This is a genomic window from Promicromonospora umidemergens (assembly GCF_024171995.1).
In the GTDB taxonomy this organism is placed as follows: Bacteria; Actinomycetota; Actinomycetes; order Actinomycetales; family Cellulomonadaceae; genus Promicromonospora; species Promicromonospora umidemergens.
Window position 1 is genome coordinate 24,238 of the sequence record NZ_JAMTCT010000002.1, and the last position, 20,216, is coordinate 44,453.

Annotated in this window: 18 protein-coding genes and 1 tRNA gene; 16 read left to right on the forward strand and 3 right to left on the reverse strand. The window is 72.2% G+C overall.

Translation table 11 applies throughout. The features are described from left to right. The first annotated feature begins 63 nt into the window (after positions 1-63). Positions 64-369, forward strand: coding sequence for an ArsR/SmtB family transcription factor (locus APR04_RS03615; protein ID WP_253868041.1), 306 nt, complete (start codon positions 64-66; stop codon positions 367-369). Between the two features lie 138 nt (positions 370-507). Here the strand turns inward: APR04_RS03615 and APR04_RS03620 are convergent. Then, positions 508-592 (reverse strand) — tRNA-Leu (locus APR04_RS03620). 180 nt (positions 593-772) lie between these two features. On the opposite strand from APR04_RS03620, the gene APR04_RS03625 reads away from it, so the two are divergent. The 3 genes from APR04_RS03625 (at position 773) to APR04_RS03635 (ending at position 3,773) form a co-directional block, all read left to right on the forward strand. Beyond that, the gene (locus APR04_RS03625) at positions 773-1,339 is read left to right on the forward strand and encodes a GNAT family N-acetyltransferase (protein ID WP_253868042.1); all 567 of its coding nucleotides are present in this window, start codon (positions 773-775) and stop codon (positions 1,337-1,339) included. Positions 1,340-1,423: 84 nt separating this feature from the next. Further along, positions 1,424-2,608, forward strand: coding sequence for an AI-2E family transporter (locus APR04_RS03630; protein ID WP_253868043.1), 1,185 nt, complete (start codon positions 1,424-1,426; stop codon positions 2,606-2,608). A gap of 4 nt (positions 2,609-2,612) precedes the next feature. After that, positions 2,613-3,773 (forward strand): AI-2E family transporter, encoded by a 1,161-nt coding sequence (locus APR04_RS03635; protein WP_253868044.1) that lies wholly within the window; start codon positions 2,613-2,615, stop codon positions 3,771-3,773. Between the two features lie 27 nt (positions 3,774-3,800). Here the strand turns inward: APR04_RS03635 and APR04_RS03640 are convergent, their stop codons facing one another. Beyond that, a complete protein-coding gene (locus tag APR04_RS03640) occupies positions 3,801-6,101 on the reverse strand; it encodes an MMPL family transporter (protein ID WP_253868045.1) in 2,301 nt (766 codons plus the stop codon). A 131-nt stretch (positions 6,102-6,232) separates the two neighbouring features. On the opposite strand from APR04_RS03640, the gene APR04_RS03645 reads away from it, so the two are divergent. From APR04_RS03645 to aroB, 12 genes are all read left to right on the forward strand, one after another. Next, positions 6,233-7,630, forward strand: a complete 1,398-nt coding sequence (locus APR04_RS03645; RefSeq protein WP_253868489.1) for a replication-associated recombination protein A — start codon at positions 6,233-6,235, stop codon at positions 7,628-7,630. Positions 7,631-7,842: 212 nt separating this feature from the next. Next, on the forward strand, positions 7,843-8,469 hold the full coding sequence (gene rpsD, locus APR04_RS03650) for a 30S ribosomal protein S4 (RefSeq protein ID WP_253868046.1): 627 nt from the start codon (positions 7,843-7,845) through the stop codon (positions 8,467-8,469). A gap of 261 nt (positions 8,470-8,730) precedes the next feature. Further along, on the forward strand, positions 8,731-9,141 hold the full coding sequence (locus APR04_RS03655) for a DUF948 domain-containing protein (RefSeq protein WP_253868047.1): 411 nt from the start codon (positions 8,731-8,733) through the stop codon (positions 9,139-9,141). Next, a complete protein-coding gene (locus tag APR04_RS03660; RefSeq protein WP_253868048.1) occupies positions 9,138-9,392 on the forward strand; it encodes a hypothetical protein in 255 nt (84 codons plus the stop codon). The genes APR04_RS03655 and APR04_RS03660 overlap by 4 nt, the downstream gene beginning before the upstream one ends. A 169-nt stretch (positions 9,393-9,561) precedes the next feature. Continuing rightward, positions 9,562-12,276: an alanine--tRNA ligase gene (alaS, locus tag APR04_RS03665; protein ID WP_253868049.1), complete on the forward strand. Its 2,715-nt coding sequence runs from the start codon at positions 9,562-9,564 to the stop codon at positions 12,274-12,276. 5 nt (positions 12,277-12,281) lie between these two features. After that, positions 12,282-12,827: a Holliday junction resolvase RuvX gene (gene ruvX, locus APR04_RS03670; RefSeq protein ID WP_308292318.1), complete on the forward strand. Its 546-nt coding sequence runs from the start codon at positions 12,282-12,284 to the stop codon at positions 12,825-12,827. 36 nt (positions 12,828-12,863) lie between these two features. After that, positions 12,864-14,000: an endolytic transglycosylase MltG gene (gene mltG, locus APR04_RS03675; RefSeq protein WP_253868050.1), complete on the forward strand. Its 1,137-nt coding sequence runs from the start codon at positions 12,864-12,866 to the stop codon at positions 13,998-14,000. A gap of 284 nt (positions 14,001-14,284) precedes the next feature. Beyond that, complete coding sequence (gene mltG / locus APR04_RS03680; RefSeq protein WP_253868051.1) at positions 14,285-15,385, forward strand: endolytic transglycosylase MltG; 1,101 nt, start codon at positions 14,285-14,287, stop codon at positions 15,383-15,385. Between the two features lie 142 nt (positions 15,386-15,527). Beyond that, the gene (locus APR04_RS03685) at positions 15,528-16,394 is read left to right on the forward strand and encodes a shikimate dehydrogenase (RefSeq protein WP_253868052.1); all 867 of its coding nucleotides are present in this window, start codon (positions 15,528-15,530) and stop codon (positions 16,392-16,394) included. A 101-nt stretch (positions 16,395-16,495) separates the two neighbouring features. Beyond that, positions 16,496-17,731: a chorismate synthase gene (aroC, locus tag APR04_RS03690; protein WP_253868053.1), complete on the forward strand. Its 1,236-nt coding sequence runs from the start codon at positions 16,496-16,498 to the stop codon at positions 17,729-17,731. 17 nt (positions 17,732-17,748) lie between these two features. Continuing rightward, positions 17,749-18,318, forward strand: coding sequence for a shikimate kinase (locus APR04_RS03695; RefSeq protein WP_253868491.1), 570 nt, complete (start codon positions 17,749-17,751; stop codon positions 18,316-18,318). After that, positions 18,315-19,472 carry a 3-dehydroquinate synthase gene (aroB, locus tag APR04_RS03700; protein ID WP_253868054.1) on the forward strand — a complete coding sequence of 386 codons (1,158 nt, stop codon included), beginning with the start codon at positions 18,315-18,317 and terminating at the stop codon, positions 19,470-19,472. Before APR04_RS03695 ends, aroB begins: the two co-directional genes overlap by 4 nt. Before the next feature lie 26 nt (positions 19,473-19,498). On the opposite strand, the gene APR04_RS03705 is transcribed toward aroB, so the two are convergent. Continuing rightward, on the reverse strand, positions 19,499-20,215 hold the full coding sequence (locus tag APR04_RS03705; RefSeq protein ID WP_253868055.1) for a hypothetical protein: 717 nt from the start codon (positions 20,213-20,215) through the stop codon (positions 19,499-19,501). Between the last annotated feature and the right edge of the window lies 1 nt (position 20,216).

Genomic DNA, 20,216 nt, shown 5'->3' on the forward strand with positions numbered 1-20,216 from the left:
TTAGATGTCGTAGTACGATAGGTACCATACCAAGGAACCTTTCGGCGAACTGAGGAGGACATGGTGGTTCGGAGCCTGGAGCACCCCGAGCGCGACGCGATCACGATCGACGGCGTGCTGTCCGCCCTTGCCGACCCTGTCCGGCGCTCGATCGTGTCGCAGCTCGCCGACGGGCACTCCGAGCAAGCGTGTATCGCGTTCGATCTGCCCGTGACGAAATCGACGTCCACCCACCACTTCCGGGTCCTGCGCGAGGCGGGGGTCATCACACAGCGCTACCGCGGCACGGCGATTCACAATGGCCTGAGAAGGGAAGACCTCGACTGGCGGTTCCCTGGACTCCTCGACTCGGTGCTCATGGCGGGCTGAGCGCACGGACGCCCGGCGGGTGCACGGCAGGTCGAGAGCCGCGGAGAGATCCTGCGGTTCGGGCAGGCGCATCGCATCAAGCTCAGAAAAAAAAATCGTCACGCCCCCCGGGTATCCCGAGGGGCGTGACGATAAGAGTGTCCGGAGGGGGACTTGAACCCCCACGCCCGATAAAGGGCACTAGCACCTCAAGCTAGCGCGTCTGCCATTCCGCCACCCGGACAGGTGGACCGATCCCGGCGTTCCCGCCGTTCCGGTGCGGGGAAAAACATAACACGCACGACGGGCCGATTCCGAATCGAAAACCGTGTGACCTGGGTCGCGGGCTCGGCGGGTCGCCCCGGCGCGCCAGCCCGCCACCGCACGTGTCCCCGCCCACGAGCGGCTGGCACACTCGTGAAGCGTGACGACCCCGCACTGGCCCCTGACCACCGAACGGCTCGAGCTGCGTCCGGTCACCCCCGAAGACGCCGCCGCGTTCCTCGTCTGGCGCTCGCGGCCGGAGGTGGCTCGCTACATGTTCCAGCCCCCATGGACGCGCGAGCTCGCCGAGCGCAAGCTGGTCGACTGGTCGGGCGCCCCGTTCACCATGTCTGGCGACGTGCTCGTGCTCGCGGTGGTCGACCGCGCAGGCCGTCAGGTGATCGGCGAGGTGCTCCTGAAGTGGGCGCCCGGCACCGGGCAGGCAGAGGTGGGCTACGGGTTCCGCCCGGACGTGGCGGGCGCCGGGTACGCCACCGAGGCGGTCCGCGCAGCGCTCGGCCTCGCGTTCGGCACCTACGGCTTCCACCGGGTGTTCGCACGCCTCGACGAGGAGAACACGCCGTCGGCCCGGGTGTGCGAGCGCCTCGGCATGCGGCTGGAGGCACGCCTGGTCGAGAGCGACATCCGGCCCGACGACGACGCGTGGGCCACCGAGCTGAACTACGCGATCCTGGCGAGCGAGCTCGGCTCCGGCTCGTGGACGTAGGCTCCGGTCGCGCGCCAGTTGTCGTGAGCCGCGACCTGCCGCTAACGTCCGCTTGGACAATTCGCCCAAAACAATAGTGGGAGCATGGCGATGACTGCTGACGCGCCGACGGTAGCGCCGACGACAACGGCGGAGTCGCCGACCACCACCCAGCCGGCGGTGCCCGATCCGGGAGCCCCGCAGGTCTCGCCGGGGACCACCTTCGGCGCACCCTGGATCCGGTCCACCGGTGACCTGGCGTGGCGGCTCGTCGGCATCGCGGCCGCCGTGGCCGTGGTGTTCTACGTGGTGGGCCTGGTCCAGCTCGTGTTCGTCGCGCTGTTCCTCGCCCTGGTCTTCACGACCGTGCTGCTGCCGCTCGGGGACCTGTACGACCGCGTGATGCCCCGCGGGCTCGCCATGGCCGCCTCCCTGCTGACCGCGGTGCTCGCCGTGGGCGGGCTGGTGACGTACGTGGTCTCGTCGGTGGTGAGCCGCTGGGACGAGCTCGCCACCCAGTTCGGCACCGGCCTCACCGACCTCGCCGGGCTGCTCACCGACATCCCGGCCCTGGCCGGCCTGGGCGGGCCCGAGGAGTGGCTCGCCGACGGCGGCGCCTGGCTCCAGGAGAACGGCGGAGCCTACGCGGGCACCGCCGCCGAGAGCGCCGGATCGATAGCAGAGGGCGCCACCGCCGTCGTGCTCGCGATCTTCTGCACGGTGTTCTTCCTGACCCAGGGCAGCCGGATGTGGCAGTGGGTGCTGTCCATGGTCCCCACCGACCGGCACGACCGCTGGCAGACCGCGGCGACCGCCGGCTGGACGGCGTTCTCCGGGTTCACGCGCGGCATGTTCTTCGTCGCGCTGGCCGACGGCGCCATGGCCGGGATCTTCCTGAGCGTCGTGGGCGTGCCGCTCGCGCTCCCGCTGTCCGTGGTCGTGTTCCTGGGGGCGTTCGTCCCGATGATCGGCCCCGTCGCCGCGATAGTGGTCAGCGTGCTCGTCGCTCTGGCCGCCAAGGGTCCGGTGCTGGCGCTGGTGGTGCTGATCGGCATGGTGGTGGTGGCGCAGATCGACGCGAACGTGCTCCAGCCGCTGATCACCGGCAAGCAGGTCTCGCTGCACCCCGTGGTGATGGCACTCGTCGTCGCGGGCGGCTCGGTGCTGGGCGGCCTGCTCGGCGCCGTCGTCGCCGTGCCGCTCACCGCGGTCACCTGGGCCGTGTTCAGCACGCTCCGCAGGACGACGGCCGCAGCGCAGGGCACAGCGGTCACCCATGGGGCAGACTGACTCGGTGCCTGACCCCGCACCGCCCGACCCAGCACCACGCGCAGCCGCCGCACGCAGCGACCTGCTGCGCGGCGATCCCGTCCCGCCGGCCTGGCTGCGCACCTCAGCGGGCTGGTCGTGGCGCCTGATCGTGCTCGTCGCAGGGGTGGCTCTGGTGTTCTGGGCGGTCACCCAGGTGCTGATCGTCTTCGTGGCGGTGTTCCTTGCGCTGGTCCTCACCGCCGTGCTCAACCCGCTCACCGATCTGTACGACCGGGTCATGCCCCGCGCCCTGGCCACGGCCGCCGCCATCCTGTCCGGCGTGCTCGTGGTCGGCGGCCTGCTGACCTACGTCGTCGTCTCGGTCGCCGGCCAGTGGGAACGGCTGGCCGGGCAGTTCAACACCGGCATCGACCAGATCGTCGACCTCATCGAGAACAACCCGCTGCGCGTCGACGTCGACGTCGACACGCGCGACCAGTGGATCGACGACGCCGCCGACTGGCTCCAGCAGAACGCCGAGAGCCTCGTGGGCCGCGCCGCCGAGAGCGCCGGCTCGATCGTCGAGGGCGTCGCGGTGCTGGTGCTCGCGATCTTCTGCACCATCTTCTTCGTCGCGTCGGGCGCCTCGATGTGGCGCTGGTTCATGACCCAGGTGCCGGTCCGCACCCGCGACCGGTGGCACGCCGTCGCCGGCGCGGGCTGGTACACGTTCTCCGGCTACACCCGCGGCATCGTCCTGGTCGCGATCACCAACGGCATCCTGGCCGGCATCTTCCTGTCCATCGTGGGCGTGCCACTGGCCGCGCCGCTCGCGGTGCTCGTCTTCATCGGTACGTTCATCCCGCTCATCGGCGCGCCCCTGGCCATGATCATCGCGGCGGTGGTGGCGCTCGCGGCCGACGGGCTGCTGGCGGCGCTCGTCGTCACGCTCGGCATCGCGGGCATCGGGCAGCTCGAGGGGCACGTGCTGCAGCCGCTCATCATGGGCAAGCAGGTATCCCTGCATCCCGTGGTGGTCGCCCTCGGCGTGACCTGCGGCACCGTGGTGGGCGGCATCTTCGGCGCGGTCGTCGCCGTCCCGCTGATCGCGGTGGCATGGTCCGTGTTCAGCACGCTGCGCACGGTGCCCGACGACGGTCTGCCCGACGACGGTCTGCCCGACGACGAGGCAGCAGCTCCGTGACCCCGCGGTCGTAGGTCCGGCCCGGCGTCAGCCGAGGCGGGCGTAGGCCGAGCGCACCACCGGCGGCGCCCACCAGGCCCGGCGGCCCAGCACGGCAAGGGCGGTGGGCCACAGCAGGGCGAGCACCAGCAGGTCGACCAGCGCGGCGACGGTGACGGCGAACCCGGTCTCGTTGATGACCAGCCCGCCACCGGCCATGAACGCGGCGCACACCACCACGACGACCAGGACGGCCGCGAGCACCGACCGCCCCGAACGGTGCAGGCCACGGCGGACCGCCTCGGCGTCGGGCGTGCCGCCGGCGCGCAGCTCGGCCACCCGCGACGTCACCAGCAGCGTGTGCGCACACCCCAGCCCGAACGCCAGGGCGGCGACGGTGGCGAGCACGTTCACCTCGATGCCGCCGACCGAGGCCACCCCCAGCGGCAGCGTCAGCGCGCCACGCTGGAAGGCGAGGACCAGCACACCGAGGGAGACCCCGAGCGTCAGGCCCCCTGAGACGACGGCGGCGGCGGCCACCGCCACCGAGCCCGTCGCGAGCAGCACGAGCAGCGCCGTCACGACGGCTACGGCCGCGGCGGCGGGCCACCCGCGCTGCGCGAGCGACCCGGCGAGGTCCACCTGCGTGGCGGCCCGGCCCGTGACCAGGACCTCGTAGGGCGCCTCCAGCCCGCGCACGGCACGCACCACGTCCTGGACCTCCCGGCTCGTGGCGTCCGCCGCCCCGGTGTGCACGCCCATCACCGCGTGGCCGGCCTGCAGGGTCCCCGACCCGCCCGGGCCGAGGGTGCGCGGCCCGTCGACCCGGGTGACGCCGTCAAGCTCCCCGATCTCGGCGGCCAGCGGCCCGACGTCGTCGGGGGCCGCCCGGGCGAGGACCGTCACCTCCGCGCCGTCGCTGGCCGGGTAGGAGGCGGCGAGGATCTCGACGAAGCGGCGCTGCTCGGCGTCGTCGGGCAGCAGCTCGATGGCGCTCGTCGAACGCACCTGCAGCGCCACGGCGGGGGCCACGAGCCCGGCCAGCACGACCAGGCAGCCGACGGCGACCGCCCACCGGCGTCGGCGCAGGAAGCGGGCGACCACGCGCCGTGGACGCGCTGCCCTCTCCCGCGCTTCCCGGTACCGCTGCTGCCCCAGCAGCCCCACCGCCAGGTGGAGCGCATCCGGACGCACGAGCCGGCGCTCGGTGAGGGCCAGCAGCGCCGGCACGAGCGTGACCGCCGCCAGCAGCGCGAGCACGGCCGCCGCCAGGGCGCCCGCCCCTGCCCCGAGCACGACGGCGGGGGAGAGCACGAGCAGGCCGGCCGTGGCCGCCACCAGCACAAGAGCCGAGAGCGTGACCGCCCGGCCCGCCGTCGCGGTGGTCCGGGCCACCGCCTCGACCACCACCACGTCGCGCCGACGCCGCCGCAGCAGACGCGCCTCGCCGGCCAGGCCCGCCAGGGCGAGCAGCTCCTCCCGGAAGCGCGCCGTCAGGAACAGCCCGTTGCCCAGCGTGATCCCCGTCGCGAGCATGGCGACGACCGCGGGCAGCGAAGCATCGACGACGACGGCCTGGGACGGCAGGTACGTCAGCACGTACAGGACGCCGAGCCCCGTGCCGAGCGCCGCCACCGCCGCCGCGAGCGGGACGGCCCCCGCCAGCAGCCCGCCCAGCGCGAGCGCCGCCACGAGCAACGCCACCGGCAGCGCGACGAGCGTGCCCGTCCGCAGGTCGTCCCTCGCCTGGTCGCGCACCGCGTCGTCCACCAGGTCCGTGCTGGTCACCAGGCCGGACGCCGCCGCGGCGCCGTCGCCGGCCTCCCGGCGCAGCGCTGCGGGCACGGCTTCCAGCCGGTCCACCACGGCGTCGTGGACGACGGCGCGCCCCGCCTCCGCGTCGCTCCCGGTGCCGTCCTCCAGCAGGACGTAGGTGACGAACCCGTCGCCGTCCTCCGACACGAGGTCCTGTGCAGCGGGGTTGGCCGGCCCGCCGTCGAGCACGTACGGGTTGACGACCGTCGCCACGCCGTCGAGATCGGCGAGCTCTGCGCTCAGCGTGCCCATCGTCGACGCCACGGCGGAGTCGGCCGGCTCGACACCCCGCACCACGAGGGAGGCTGCGCCGCCGCCCGGAACCGCATCGCCCAGCACGGCGTCCCCCGTCGCGCTGTCCGAGCCAGGGGCGGACGACGTGGTGACCTCGACCCGGTCCAGGAGGCTCGGTCCGCCGAGCCCGGTGGCAGCCGTGAGGAACCCGGTGGCGGCCAGGACGAACCAGACGGCGACTGTCGTCAGCGGACGGCGAGCGATGGTGCGGCCCAGCGCGTCGAACAGCGAAGTGAGCACCGAGCGACCATCTCACCGTGCCCGTCCTCGCGCGCGCCGAGCGGGAGAGCGCCCCCGAGGAGTGCCCCTGACCGGCATCAGCGCCCCGCGTGGCCGGGCATGTCGGTGAGCGTCCGTAGGCTGGGGGCATGGTGGACCTCTTCGATGCCGCGACGACCGACACGGCTGGTACCCCGGCCGCGCGGGCGTCGTCCCCCCTCGCCGTGCGCATGCGCCCGGCGACGATCGACGAGATCGCCGGACAGAAGCACCTGCTGGTCCCCGGGTCGCCGCTGCGCCGGCTCATCGAACCAGGAGCCGGCGGGCGCGCAGCACCGTCGTCGGTCATCCTCTGGGGCCCGCCGGGCACCGGAAAGACCACGCTCGCCTATCTCGTCGCCACCCTGTCCGGGCGCCGCTTCGTGGAGCTGAGCGCCGTCACCGCCGGCGTCAAGGACGTGCGCCAGGTGGTCGAAGACGCCCGACGCAGGCTCGCCACCGGCGGTGACGAGACAGTCCTGTTCGTTGACGAGGTCCACCGCTTCTCCAAGTCCCAGCAGGACGCGCTCCTGCCCAGCGTCGAGAACCGCTGGGTCACCCTCGTGGCCGCCACCACCGAGAACCCCAGCTTCTCCGTGAACTCCCCGCTCCTGTCCCGCTCGCTGCTGCTCACCCTCCGCCCGCTGGAGACCGAGCACGTCCGCGAGCTCGTCCTGCGCGCGGTGGCCGACGACCGCGGCCTCGGCGGAGCGGTCGAGCTCGCCGACGACGCGACCGAGCACCTCCTGCGGCTGGCCGGCGGCGACGCCCGCAAGGCGCTCACCATCCTGGAGGCCGCTGCGGGCGCAGTCCTGTCGGACGAGGCCCCGTCAAGCTCGACCGGCGAGGACACCGACGCCGTGCCACGCATCGGCCTGGCCGACGTCGAGCGCGCCGTCGACGTCGCCGCCGTCCGCTACGACCGCGACGGCGACCAGCACTACGACGTCATCTCCGCGTTCATCAAGTCCATCCGCGGCTCCGACGTCGACGCCGCGCTGCACTACCTCGCCCGCATGGTGGCCGCCGGCGAGGACCCCCGGTTCATCGCCCGGCGCCTCGTCATCTCCGCGGCAGAGGACGTCGGCATGGCCGACCCCTCGGCCCTCCAGACCGCCGTCGCCGCCGCACAGGCGGTACAGCTCATCGGCATGCCAGAGGGACGCATCGTGCTGGCAGAGGCCGTCGTGCACCTGGCCACCGCACCCAAGTCGAACGCCGCCTACCTCGGGGTGGACGCGGCGCTCGCGGACGTGCGCGCAGGCCGGGTCGGCACGGTGCCGCCGCACCTGCGCGACGCGCACTACGCGGGAGCGAAGGAGATGGGGCACGGCGACGGCTACCGCTACGCGCACGACTGGCCGAACGGCGTCGCGCCGCAGCAGTACCTGCCGGACGTGCTGGCGGGGTCGCGCTACTACGACCCCAGCGACCGCGGCTACGAGCGGCAGGTCTCGGAGCGACTCGAGCGCATCCGGGGGATTCTCGGCAGCGAGGACGGCCGGCGGTGACGAGCCCCACGGCGGGCCGGAGCGCTGACGTGCGCTAGGATGTTCAGGTTGCCCATGGCAGCCCCTGGGACCTCGGCCCCGCGAACGTGGTGGTCCGATCACTGATCTGATCGCCGCGCTCCATCGGCTGGTCCCGCACCCGGTGTGGTCTCCCTCTGCGGGAGAGCCGTGTCCGGGTGTGACCTTCACTTACTACAGGACAGGACCTCACAGTGACTTCTGTGACCCGTGCGCGCCGTCAGGTGCGCCTGAGCCGCAAGCTGGGCCTCGCGCTCACGCCCAAGGCCGTCAAGCACTTCGAGAAGCGCCCCTACCCGCCCGGTGAGCACGGCCGTGCCCGCAAGCGCACCGAGTCGGACTACGCGGTGCGTCTGCGCGAGAAGCAGCGTCTGCGCGCGCAGTACATGCTTCGCGAGAAGCAGCTGCTCAAGGTGTACGAGAACGCCCGCAAGCAGGCCGGCCTGACCGGTGAGGTCATGGTCGAGGACCTCGAGACGCGTCTCGACTCCGTGGTGCTGCGCGCCGGTTTCGGCCGCACCATCCTGCAGGCGCGTCAGCACGTGACGCACCGCCATATCCTCGTGGACGGCAAGATCGTGGACCGCCCGTCGTTCCGCGTGAAGCCGGGCCAGACCATCCAGGTCAAGGCGAAGAGCCAGGCCACCGTGCCGTTCCAGGTCGCAGCCGCCGGTGCGCACCGCGACGTGCTGCCCGCCGTGCCCGGCTACGTCGAGGTCCAGATCGAGAAGCTGACGGCCACGCTGACCCGTGCGCCGAAGCGCGCCGAGGTCCCCGTGACCTGCGACGTGCAGATGGTCGTCGAGTTCTACGCTCGCTGATCCGCATCGCTCAGCAGTCCAGGACGCCCCGTCCGCGCTTCGGCGCGGGCGGGGCGTCCTGCTGTGCCGAGTGCGGCCCGGCGAGAACGGGCTTGTGCGCGGACACGGGCCCCGCAGGGACATCACCGCGTTCTCGCGGCGCGCTGGTGTCGGGGCGGCGCCGGCGGGGGCGTCCGGGATAGGGTGACGAACGGTTCCGTGCAGACAGACCAGGCCGGACACCAGCTGACCTCCAGCGGACCTTCAGGTAGGAGCTTGCGCATGACCTTCGGCGACCTCGGAGACGTGGCGGGACTGATCGCGGCGATCGCGTTCGTGCTCCTGGTGGGCTTTCTCGCCGTTCCCCTGTGGAAGCTGGGCAAGCTCCTCGACGAGGCGCGATCGAGCGTCCGTGACGTCACCGAGCACTCGGTGCCGATCCTGGACGAGGCCGCGAGCACCGTCGCGTCCGCGAACACGCAGCTCGTCAAGGTCGACACGATCACCACGTCTGCGGCGTCGGTCAGCGAGAACGTGTCCGCGCTGACGGGCCTGTACGCCGCGACGCTCGGCAAGCCCCTCGTCAAGGTCGCCGCCTTCTCCTACGGCGTGCGACAGGCCTTCGGCCAGGCCAAGGGCCGGGCCGGCAAGCACACCGGGCCGAGCGCCGGCGCCACCGGGACCGGCGCATGATCCGCCGGCTGTTCTGGGTGGGCGTCGGGGTGGCGGCCACGGTCGTCGTCATCCGCAAGGGCCGCCAGGTCGTCGCGCGCTACACGCCGGAAGCGGTGAGCGAGCGCGCCGCGGCGGCCGTGGACGACGCAGGCGTGCGGCTGAACCGGATGGCGCTCTCGTTCCGGTCGGACTTCACCTCGGCCCGTGCCGAGCGCGAGGCCCAGCTCATGGCGTCCCTGAGGGGCGAGCTCCCGCGGCACGAGCGGTAGCGTCACCGCTTCGTCGTCCAGCCGGATCGTCCGGCTTCCGATCATTCAGTTTCCGTCTGCCCCGCTACCGGCGGCAGAATAGGACCCGCGCGAGCTGCGTAAGGAGCCTTACGCACCGTCTCTCGCGCGCCCCGTTCCCGTACGACCGAGAAGAAGGACCACTGACCTCATGCGCACCGCCGAGATCCGCAAGCGTTGGCTCGACTACTTCGAAGCTCAGGGTCACGCGGTGGTGCCGTCTGCGTCGCTGATCTCCCCTGACCCGTCGACGCTGTTCACCATCGCGGGCATGGTGCCCTTCATCCCGTACATGACGGCGCAGCAGACGCCGCCGTGGAAGCGCGCCACGAGCGTGCAGAAGTGCGTGCGCACGCTCGACATCGAGGACGTAGGCAAGACGACGCGCCACGGCACGTTCTTCCAGATGAACGGCAACTTCTCGTTCGGCGACTACTTCAAGGCCGACGCGATCCGCATGGCATGGGACTTCCTGACCGGCTCGCTGGACGACGGCAGGCTCGGCATCGACCCGGACCGGCTGTGGGTCACCGTCTACCACGAGGACGACGAGGCCCGGCAGCTCTGGAAGGACATCGTCGGCCTGCCCGACGAGCGCATCCAGGGGCTCGGCAAGAAGGACAACTACTGGTCCACCGGCCAGCCCGGCCCGGCCGGCCCGTGCTCGGAGATCTTCTACGACCGCGGCGCCGCCTACGGCCCGGACGGCGGGCCGCTGATCGACGAGGGCGGTGACCGCTTCGTCGAGATCTGGAACCTCGTGTTCATGCAGTACGAGATCGACGATGTGAAGTCCAAGGAAGAGTTCCGGATCCTCGGGGAGCTCGAGAACAAGAACATCGACACCGGCATGGGTCTCGAGCGTGTTGCCTTCCTGCTGCAGGGCAAGGACAACATGTACGAGATCGACGAGGTCTTCCCCGTCATCGAGGCCGCGGAGAAGCTCAGCGGCAAGACGTACGGCGAGAACCGCGAGGACGACGTGCGCATGCGCGTCGTCGCCGACCACGTCCGCTCGTCGCTGATGATCATCGGCGACGGCGTCCGCCCGTCCAACGAGGGCCGCGGCTACGTGCTGCGCCGGCTGCTGCGCCGCTCCGTGCGCGCGATGCGCCTGCTCGGCGTGGACGGGCTCGCCCTGCCGTCGCTCGTGCCGGTCTCGAAGGATGCCATGGCGCCGTCCTACCCGGAGCTCGCGGAAAACTTCGAGCAGATCTCCGCCGTTGCCTATGCCGAGGAGGAGGCCTTCCGGCGCACGCTGGTCTCCGGCACGACGATCCTGGACAACGCCGTGACGAACCTGAAGCGGCGCGCCGCCGACCAGGGCGGCACGGGCGACCGGGGCCTTGTGCTGCCGGGTGAGGCCGCCTTCCAGCTGCACGACACCTACGGCTTCCCGATCGACCTCACCCTCGAGATGGCCGCGGAGCAGGGCGTGCAGGTCGACGAGCACGCCTTCCGCGCGCTGATGCAGGAGCAGCGTTCCCGCGCCCGTGCCGATGCCCTCGCCAAGCGCACCGGCGGGGCCGACGTCGCCGCCTACGAGGCCCTGCAGAAGGAGCTGACGGCGCCGCCCGAGTTCCTCGGCTACACCCAGACCGACGCCTCCGTGCGCGTCACCGGGCTGCTGAGCGGCGGCGTTCCCGCCCCGGCGCTCACCGCCCCGGCCGAGGTCGAGGTGATCCTTGACCGCACCCCGTTCTACGCCGAGGCCGGTGGTCAGCTCGCCGACCACGGCACCATCGTGCTCGACGCCGGCGCGACCATCGAGGTCGACGACGTGCAGCGCCCGATCAAGGGCCTGAGCGTGCACCGCGGCCGCCTGATCGAGGGGACCGTGGCGCTGGGCGACCCGGGCACCGCGCAGATCGACACGGCGCGGCGCAAGGCCATCAGCCGTGCCCACTCGGCCACGCACATGATCCACAAGGCGCTGCACGAGCTCGTGGGGCAGGACCGCACGCAGGCCGGCTCGGAGAACGCCCCCAGCCGCATCCGGTTCGACTTCCGCTCGCCGTCGGCCGTGCCGGCCTCGGCACTGTCGGAGATCGAGGAGCGCGTGAACGTGCGCCTCGCCGACAACCTCGAGGTGACCGACCAGCTCATGCCGATCGCCCAGGCCCGCGAGGCCGGCGCCATGGCGCTGTTCGGCGAGAAGTACGGCGACGTCGTGCGCGTGGTCTCGATCGGTGACGACTGGTCGCGCGAGCTGTGCGCCGGTACGCACGTCAAGCAGACCGGTCAGCTCGGCCGTGTGACGCTGCTCGGCGAGGCGTCCATCGGCTCCGGCGTGCGCCGCGTCGACGCCCTCGTTGGCGACGGCGCCTACGGCTTCCAGGCCAAGGAGCACGCGCTGGTCGGGCAGCTCACGGGTCTGCTCAACACGCGGGCGGAGGAGCTTCCCGACCGCGTGGGCTCGCTGGTGTCCCGGCTCAAGGAGGCCGAGAAGGAGCTGGCAGCGGTGCGTCAGGGCCAGCTCCTGGCAACGGCGGGCAAGCTCGCCGCCGAGGCGCCCCGGGTGGGCGACGTCCGCGTCGTGGCGCACGACGCCGGGGAGGCTCAGGCGGACGACCTGCGTGCCCTCGTGCTCGACGTGCGCTCGCGCCTCGGCGAGGCCGAGCCGGTCGTCGCTGCCGCCGGCGGCGTGTCGGGCGGCCGGCCGGTCGTGGTGATCGTGACCAACGCCGCCGCGCGCGCAGCGGGCCACAAGGCCGGCGACCTGGTCCGCACGGCGGCCCAGACGCTCGGTGGCGGTGGCGGCGGCAAGCCGGACATGGCCCAGGGCGGCGGCACCGACCCGGCCAGGCTGGGCGAGGCGCTGGCGGGCATCGCCGAGAGCGTCCGCCTGGCCGCCGTCGGCGCCTGACGCCCGTGCCTCTGCCGCTCGAGCCTGTCGACACCGAGCCGGGCCTCCCTCGTGGGGCCCGGCTCGGGGTCGACGTCGGCATGGCCCGGATCGGGCTGGCCGCCAGCGACCCCGACGGCCTGGTCGCCACCCCGGTGGAGACCGTGCCGCGGGTGCTCAAAGGGCGGGGCACCACCGCCGACGTGGCCCGGATCGTCGCCGAGGCGCAGGAGCGCTTCGCCGTCGTCGTCTACGTGGGCCTGCCCCGGCACCTGTCCGGCAAGGAGGGCGCCGCGACGGCGGACGCACGGGCCTTCGCGGCCTGCCTGGTCGTCGCCCTGGCGGCTGCGGGCGAGGTCGCGGAGGTTCGTCTCGTGGACGAGCGGATGACCACCGTCTCGGCCCATCAGGCGCTCCACGCGGCGGGCCGGAAAAGCAAACGGCACAGGTCCGTGATTGATCAGGCCGCAGCCGTTATCATTCTGCAATCTGCACTCGACGCGGAGCGGGCGAAGGGGGAGCGCGCCGGCGAGCTCGTCGAGGCGCGGACGGTGCATGACACGCACGACTGACCCTGCGGCCCCCCAACGAAGGACAGTGAGTCTCCGGTGACGGACCTCTTCACGGCGCCCCCGCGTAGCCAGGCAGACCCCGCGTTCCCCCAACCGAGATCCAGCAGGAGAGCCCAGCGCCGACGCCGGCGTACCCGGCACGGGCGCTCCATCGTCGTGCTCCTGGTGGCCCTCGTCCTGGTCGGCGGGTCGGGCTACGCGGTGTGGATGAACCTCGAGTCCCTGACGGGCCTGACGAACCCGCTCGAGTCCAAGGACTTCGCAGGCCCAGGCGGCGACCCGGTCGACGTCGAGATCCCTGAGGGTGCCACGGGCACCGCCATGGGCGAGTCGCTCTACGAGGCCGGTGTCGTCGCGAGCGTGTCGGCGTTCGCGAAGGCGTTCGAGGCCAACCCGGACTCGGTGCTGATCCGGCCGGGCACCCACACCATGCTCGAGGAGATGCCGGCGCAGGACGCGGTCGCGCTGCTCGTGAAGAACGACACCGTGGACCTGCGGCTCACGCTCCCCGAGGGCTACACGGTCGAGCAGATCGTCGACCGTGCCGTGCAGGTCACGGGGCTGCCCGCCAAGGACTTCCGGGCCGCGCTGAAGGATCCGGCCGAGCTCGGGATACCGAAGCAGGCCGACGGCGAGGTCGAGGGCTGGCTGTACCCCGACACGTACGTGCTGAAGCCGGACGACACCGCCGTGAGCCTGCTGTCGCAGATGGTCGGCCGCACCACGGCCATGCTCGGGAAGAAGGACGTCCCCGCCTCCGGCTGGCAGGCGGTGCTGACCAAGGCGTCGCTCGTGGAGCGCGAGGGCCTGCACGCCGAGGACAAGCCCAAGATCGCGAGGGCCATCGAGAACCGGCTGGACGACGACACGTTCCTCGAGATCGACGCGGCGGTCGCGTACGGTGCGGGCAAGCCCGGTACCGAGCTGACGCGGGACGACCTCAACGACGCGAAGAACCGGTACAACACGTACGAGCACACGGGTCTGCCGCCCGGCCCCATCGCCAACCCGGGTGAGGTGGCGATCGACGCGGTCCTGAACCCGGCGCCCGGCGACTGGAAGTTCTGGGTCACGGTCAACCTCGACACCGGCGAGACGAAGTTCGCCGAGGACTTCGAGGAGCACCAGCGGTACGTCCAGGAGCTGCGTGACTGGCAGGACGCGAACGGGTGAATTCGCAGGTCGGGCGGGCTCCTGACGGTCCGGCGCGGTGAATCCCGGGAGTTGGCCGGGAACGTACCGATCGGGGTAGCGTTCGCGGCACCCGGGCTGTGATGTGATCGTGACATGCGATCGCGGTGCCGTGCGCCCGGTCGGTGACCAGGCGTGGATCGACCAGAGATCCAGGCAGTGCAGAGGATGGAGCGAGCGTGACCGAGGCCCTGCCCGGAGTGAATTATCAGGGGCCACCGCGGCACGCCAGTGGCTCCCGCGGGGGACGAGGGGATCATCGGGACGTGCAGACCAGCCGGCGCGACAGGCGGCCGAACAGGCGCTCGAAGCGGTCCAGGCGCCCGCTGATCGTCGCCGCGGTGGCCGTCCTGGTGGTCCTCGGCGCGCTCGGCGCGTGGACCGTGAAGAACGACGGCTACCTCTTCGGCCTCCGCACGCCGCTGGCCGCCGCCGACTACGAGGGCACGGGCGGCGAGCCGGTCACGGTCGAGGTCCCCTCGGGCAACGGCTACACGATCGGTGCGGAGCTCGCGGAGCAGGACGTGGTCGCCAGCGCCGCCGCGTTCGTGCACGCCTTCAACGCCAACCCGGACGCCGCGGCCATCCAGCCCGGCACCCGGGAGATGAGGCTCCAGATGAGTGCGGCGTCCGCCGTGGAGCTGCTGGCGCAGAACGAGGTGGACCGGAGCGGTTTCACCGTGCCAGAGGGCTACACGGTCGACCAGATCAAGCAGAGCCTGATCGACCAGGGATGGCCCCAGGCGGACGTCGACGCGGCGTTCGAGGACATCGCCTCGCTCCTGCCGCCCGAGGCCGACGGCGAGCCAGAGGGCTGGCTGTTCCCGAGCACCTACGCGGTCAAGCCGGACCAGACCCCGGCAGCCGAGGTCGTCCAGCAGATGATCGCGGAGACGACCAGTCTTCTGGACGCCCTCGAGGTTCCTGCCGATCAGCGTGAGACCGTCCTGATCAAGGCTTCCCTCATCGAGCGCGAGGCCCGTATGGCCGAGGACCGCCCGATCATGGCTGCCGCCATCGAGAACCGCCTGGCCGTGGACGAATGGCTCGGCATCGACGCGTCGCTGCTCTACGGCCTGGGCCGGACCAGTGGTGGACTGACGAGCGCCGAGCTGGCAGACGGATCCAACCCGTACAACCTCAGCGTGCGGGGCAACAAGGGCCTGCCGCCCACTCCGATCGCGTCGCCGAGCCGCGCCTCGATCGAGGCGGTGATGAACCCGGCTGACGACCCGGAGGTCTTCTTCTGGTGCACGGTGAACCTCGAGACCGGCGAGACGAAGTTCGCGAACACCCAGGCCGAGCATGACGAGAACGTGGCAGAGCTGCATGCGTGGATGGAGGCCAACCCGGGCTGGAACGGCTAGGCCCGATCGTGGTGCCTGATCGGCACTCGGCACGTACGCGACGGCCTCCTCCCAGGACGGGAGGAGGCCGTCGTCGTTGCACGACGTCCGCATGTTGTGCGTCTGCCGCTGACACCCCGTGGTCCTACGGCATGATCTCGGTATGAACGTTCCCCTGCGCCGCGCTGCCGTGCTCGGCCACCCCGTGGCCCACTCCCTGTCCCCGGTCCTGCACACGGCGGCCTATCGGGCGCTGGGGCTGGACGGGTGGGAGTACGGCGTCCACGACGTCACGGAGGACACCCTGCCGGGATTCCTGCGGGGTCTGGGACCGGAGTGGGCCGGCCTGAGCCTGACCATGCCCCTCAAGCACGCGATCATCGGGCTGCTGGACCACGTGGAGCCTCTCGCGGAGGCGGTGGGCGCCGTGAACACGGTGCTGTTCTCCACGGTCCGCGGATCGGTCACCACCACGGGCACCAACACCGACGTGCACGGCATCGTCGCGGCGCTGCGCGAGGGCCTCGGCGCCCGTCGGGTGACGGACGCCGCGATCCTGGGCGGGGGAGCCACCGCGGCGTCGGCCCTCGCGGCGGTCGCGGAGCTCGGCTGTGCCTCGCCGCGGGTCTTCGTCCGGTCCCTGGACCGGATCGGGCCGCTGCGCGAGGCCGTGGCGCGGATGGGGGTGAGCCCGTCGTTCGAGGTGTTCGACGAGCACGCGACGACGTCGGCCCTGGCGACCGCGGACGCCGTCGTCTCCACGACGCCGAAGTACGCGGCCGACGCCTGGGCGCCCCTGCTGACCGACCTGTCGACGGGCACGGGGGAGAAGCCTCGCGGCGTGCTGCTCGACGTCGTCTACGACCCGCGCCCCACCGCCCTGCAGGCCGCGTGGGCCACCCTCGGGGCCGACGCCGTGGGCGGGGAACGCATGCTGCTGCACCAGGCGGCCGAGCAGGTGCGTCTGATGACAGGACGTCCGGCGCCGCTCGCTGCGATGGACGAGGCGCTGCGGTCGGCGCTCGGCTGAGCCTGAAGCGAAACCGCAGGCTCAGCCGATACCCATGGAGTCTGACGCCGTCCTGTGGACAGCGGGCGCCGACCGCGCGACACGCGTGAAACAATCGCGCCATGCTGCGTTGGTTGACATCGGGTGAGTCGCACGGTCCAGCCCTTGTGGGGGTGATGGAGGGTCTGCCCGCTGGGGTGGAGCTGACCACATCGGACATCCAAGGCGCGCTCGCGCGCCGTCGCCTCGGCTACGGCCGCGGGGCCCGGATGAAGTTCGAGCAGGACCAGGTGCGGGTGCTCGGTGGTCTGCGCCACGGGATCACGCAGGGCGGCCCGCTGGCGATCGAGATCGCCAACACCGAGTGGCCAAAGTGGACCGACGTGATGTCGGCGGACCCGGTGCCGCCGGAGGCGCTCCTGGTCGACGCCGGGACCGGTGACGAGCGCGAGGTGGCCCGCAACCGGCCGCTGACGCGCCCCCGCCCCGGGCACGCCGACCTGGTGGGCATGCGCAAGTACGGCTTCGAGGACGCCCGGCCCGTGCTGGAGCGGGCCTCGGCGCGCGAGACGGCGGCCCGCGTCGCGCTCGGCGTGGCCGCCGCGCAGTTCCTGGAGCAGGCCCTCGGCATCCGCCTGGTGTCGCACGTGGTCGCCATCGGCGAGACCGCTGCGCCCGACGACGCCGTGCTGCCGACCCCCGACGACCTCGCGGCGCTCGACGCCGACCCGGTGCGCTGCCTCGACGCCGCGTCCTCGAAGCTCATGGTCGAGGAGATCGACCTGGCCAAGAAGGACGGCGACACGCTCGGTGGGGTCGTCGAGGTCCTGGCCTACGGCGTGCCCTCCGGCCTGGGCACCTACGTGCAGGGCGACCGCAGGCTCGACGCGCGCCTCGCCGCCGCCCTCATGGGCATCCAGGCGATCAAGGGCGTCGAGGTCGGTGACGGCTTCCGCACCGCGCGCCGCCGCGGCACGGCCGCCCACGACGAGATCGTGCGGGACGCCGGGGCGCAGGGTGCCGGGCCGGGCAGGATCCACCGCACGACCAACCGCGCCGGCGGCATCGAGGGCGGCATGTCGAACGGCGAGGTCGTGCGCGTGCGCGCCGCGATGAAGCCGATCTCGACGGTGCCCCGGGCCCTGCCGACCGTGGACGTCGCCACCGGGGAGCCCGTCGTGGCGCACCACCAGCGGTCCGACGTGTGCGCGGTGCCGCCCGCCGCCGTCGTCGCAGAGGCGATGGTCGCGCTCACGCTGGCCGAGGCCGCGTGCGAGAAGTTCGGCGGCGACTCCGTGGCCGAGGTGCGCCGCAACGTGCAGTCCTACGTCGCCGCGATCCCGGAGCTGCTGCGGTGAGCGGGCCCGTCGCGGTCATGATCGGGCCGCCCGGGTCCGGCAAGTCGAAGGTCGGCCGCATCCTCGCGGCGGGCCTCGGCGTCACGGTCCGGGACACCGACACGGACATCGAGGCGGCCGCAGGCAAGCCCGTGAGCGAGATCTTCGTGGACGACGGCGAGCCCCGGTTCCGCGAGCTCGAGCACGAAGCGGTGCTGGCAGCCCTCGCGGAGCACGACGGCGTGCTGTCGCTCGGCGGAGGCGCCATCATGAACGCCGCCACCCAGGACGCGCTCGAGAAGTACGCGGCGGACGGCGGCCACGTCGTCTTCCTGGACGTGCCGCTGGCGATCGCCGCTCAGCGCGTCGGCATGAACCAGGCGCGGCCGCTGCTGCTGGGCAACCCGCGCGCGCGGTGGCAGAAGCTGATGATGCAGCGGCGGCCCACCTACGAGCGGCTCGCGACGCTGACCATCGTGTCGAGCGAGCGGCCCGGCGAGCAGGTGGCCACGGAGATCATGGCGGCCCTGGGCCTCGACCAGGAGGTCCCTGAGCTGGTGGACCCCAAGCGCGGCCCGCACGAGAGCACCAAGGAGAGCACCACGTGAGCACCGAAAGAGCCGCCACACGGATCACCGTGCGGGGAGAGGCACCGTACGACGTCGTCATCGGCCGCCACCTGCTGGGTGAGCTGCCGTCGCTGGTGGGCGCGGCCCGCAAGGTCATGGTGATCCACCCGGCCGCGCTGTCCGCGACCGCGGACACGATCGCCGAGGACCTGAAGGCCGGCGGCTACGAGGCGTTCGTCGCCGAGGTGCCCGACGCCGAGGAGGCCAAGACGCCCCAGGTCGCGGCCTTCCTGTGGGGTCTGCTCGGCCAGCTGGACTTCACGCGCTCGGACGCGATCGTCGGCGTCGGCGGGGGAGCCACCACGGACCTGGCCGGTTTCGTGGCCGCCACCTGGCTGCGCGGGATCCGCGTGGTGCACGTGCCGACCACGCTGCTCGCGATGGTCGACGCGGCCGTCGGCGGCAAGACGGGCATCAACACCTCCGAGGGCAAGAACCTCGTGGGCGCGTTCCACCCGCCGGCCGGTGTGCTGTGCGACCTGGCGGCCCTCGGCTCGCTCGACAAGTGGGACCTGGTGGCAGGCCTCGCGGAGGTCGTCAAGACCGGCTTCATCGCCGACCCGGTGATCCTGGACCTGGTCGAGGCCCACGTCGACGAGCTGCGGAACTGGGCGGGCGCCGACGCGTCCGACGAGACCTGGGCCGTCGTGGCCGAGCTCGTCGAGCGGTCGGTCCGGGTCAAGGCCCAGGTGGTCGGCGAGGACCTGAAGGAGGCCGGCCTGCGAGAGATCCTCAACTACGGGCACACGCTCGGCCACGCGATCGAGCTGGCCGAGCGCTACCAGTGGCGCCACGGCGCCGCGGTGAGCGTCGGCATGGTCTTCGCGGCGGAGCTGGCCCGCATGGCGGGCAAGCTGTCCGACGACGTCGCGGACCGGCACCGCGCGCTGCTGTCCTCGCTCGGGCTCCCGGTGCACTACCGGGGCGACCGCTGGGACCAGCTGCTGACCGCGATGCGCCGGGACAAGAAGACGCGCGGCGACCTGCTGCGGTTCGTCGTGCTGGACGACATCGCCAAGCCGGTGCGCCTGGAGGGCCCCGACCCGACGCTCCTGGCCGCCGCCTACGCGGAGGTGTCCAAGGAGCCCCCGGCCAAGGGCCCCGGCACGCCGGTCACGCTGACGCTGGGCTGAGCGCGTGTCGGCGGCACCGCTTGTGGTCAACTGCTGCCGGTGAACGCGATGACCTGTCCCGTGACCTCGACGGTGATCGGTACGTCCGTGCGGTCGAGGGCGGTGGCGATGTCGTGACCGACGTCCTGGAGGGTCTGCCCGGCGGGAAGCTCCGAGATGCCGAGCTGGAGGCCGGAGCCGTCGTTCTCGGCGCCGCCGGTCGTGACCTGGATACCGGGCACAAGGCCGGGCTGCATCGACTCCCGCACGAGCTCCTGCAGCTCAGCGGGCCGGAAATCGGCGGCCTGGACGACGACCCGTAGCTTTGCGGGGGCGGCGTCGATCTGCTCCCGCAGCGTCGCGCTCGGGTCGCCGAACCAGGTGAGCGTGACCGTAATGCGGTCCTCGGAGATCGCGACGGAGCCGAAGTCCGGGTCGTCCCGCACCGCGTTCTGGAGGTTGGTGATCCAGTCGGACGTCGCGGCATCAACCGGGGCGTTGAGGAGCTCCTCCGGACTCAGGCTGTTCTCCGGTCTCGGGACAAGGACACGCTCCGGCTGCACCAACGGCAGGGACGGTGTTGCGAAGGGCTGCAACGGTGCGGCTCCGCCCCACGGCGTGGTGTCGTGCGCCGTGGCCGCGAACACGACCCCTGCTGAGGCGAGACCGACAGCGACCGATACGGCGACGAGCAGCACGGTGCGCCGACGACGTCGCGGCGTGCGCGGCGCCGACTCGCCGGATTCGCCGTCTGGGCTGCTCACC

Bases quoted from the DNA above. Each gene is read 5' to 3' on its own strand.
- APR04_RS03630 (WP_253868043.1), top strand. From the start codon at position 1,424: ATGGCGATGACTGCTGACGCGCCGACGGTAGCGCCGACGACAACGGCG.
- APR04_RS03655 (WP_253868047.1), top strand. From the start codon at position 8,731: ATGACCTTCGGCGACCTCGGAGACGTGGCGGGACTGATCGCGGCGATC.
- APR04_RS03660 (WP_253868048.1), top strand. From the start codon at position 9,138: ATGATCCGCCGGCTGTTCTGGGTGGGCGTCGGGGTGGCGGCCACGGTC.
- alaS (WP_253868049.1), top strand. From the start codon at position 9,562: ATGCGCACCGCCGAGATCCGCAAGCGTTGGCTCGACTACTTCGAAGCT.
- APR04_RS03685 (WP_253868052.1), top strand. From the start codon at position 15,528: ATGAACGTTCCCCTGCGCCGCGCTGCCGTGCTCGGCCACCCCGTGGCC.
- aroC (WP_253868053.1), top strand. From the start codon at position 16,496: ATGCTGCGTTGGTTGACATCGGGTGAGTCGCACGGTCCAGCCCTTGTG.
- APR04_RS03695 (WP_253868491.1), top strand. From the start codon at position 17,749: ATGATCGGGCCGCCCGGGTCCGGCAAGTCGAAGGTCGGCCGCATCCTC.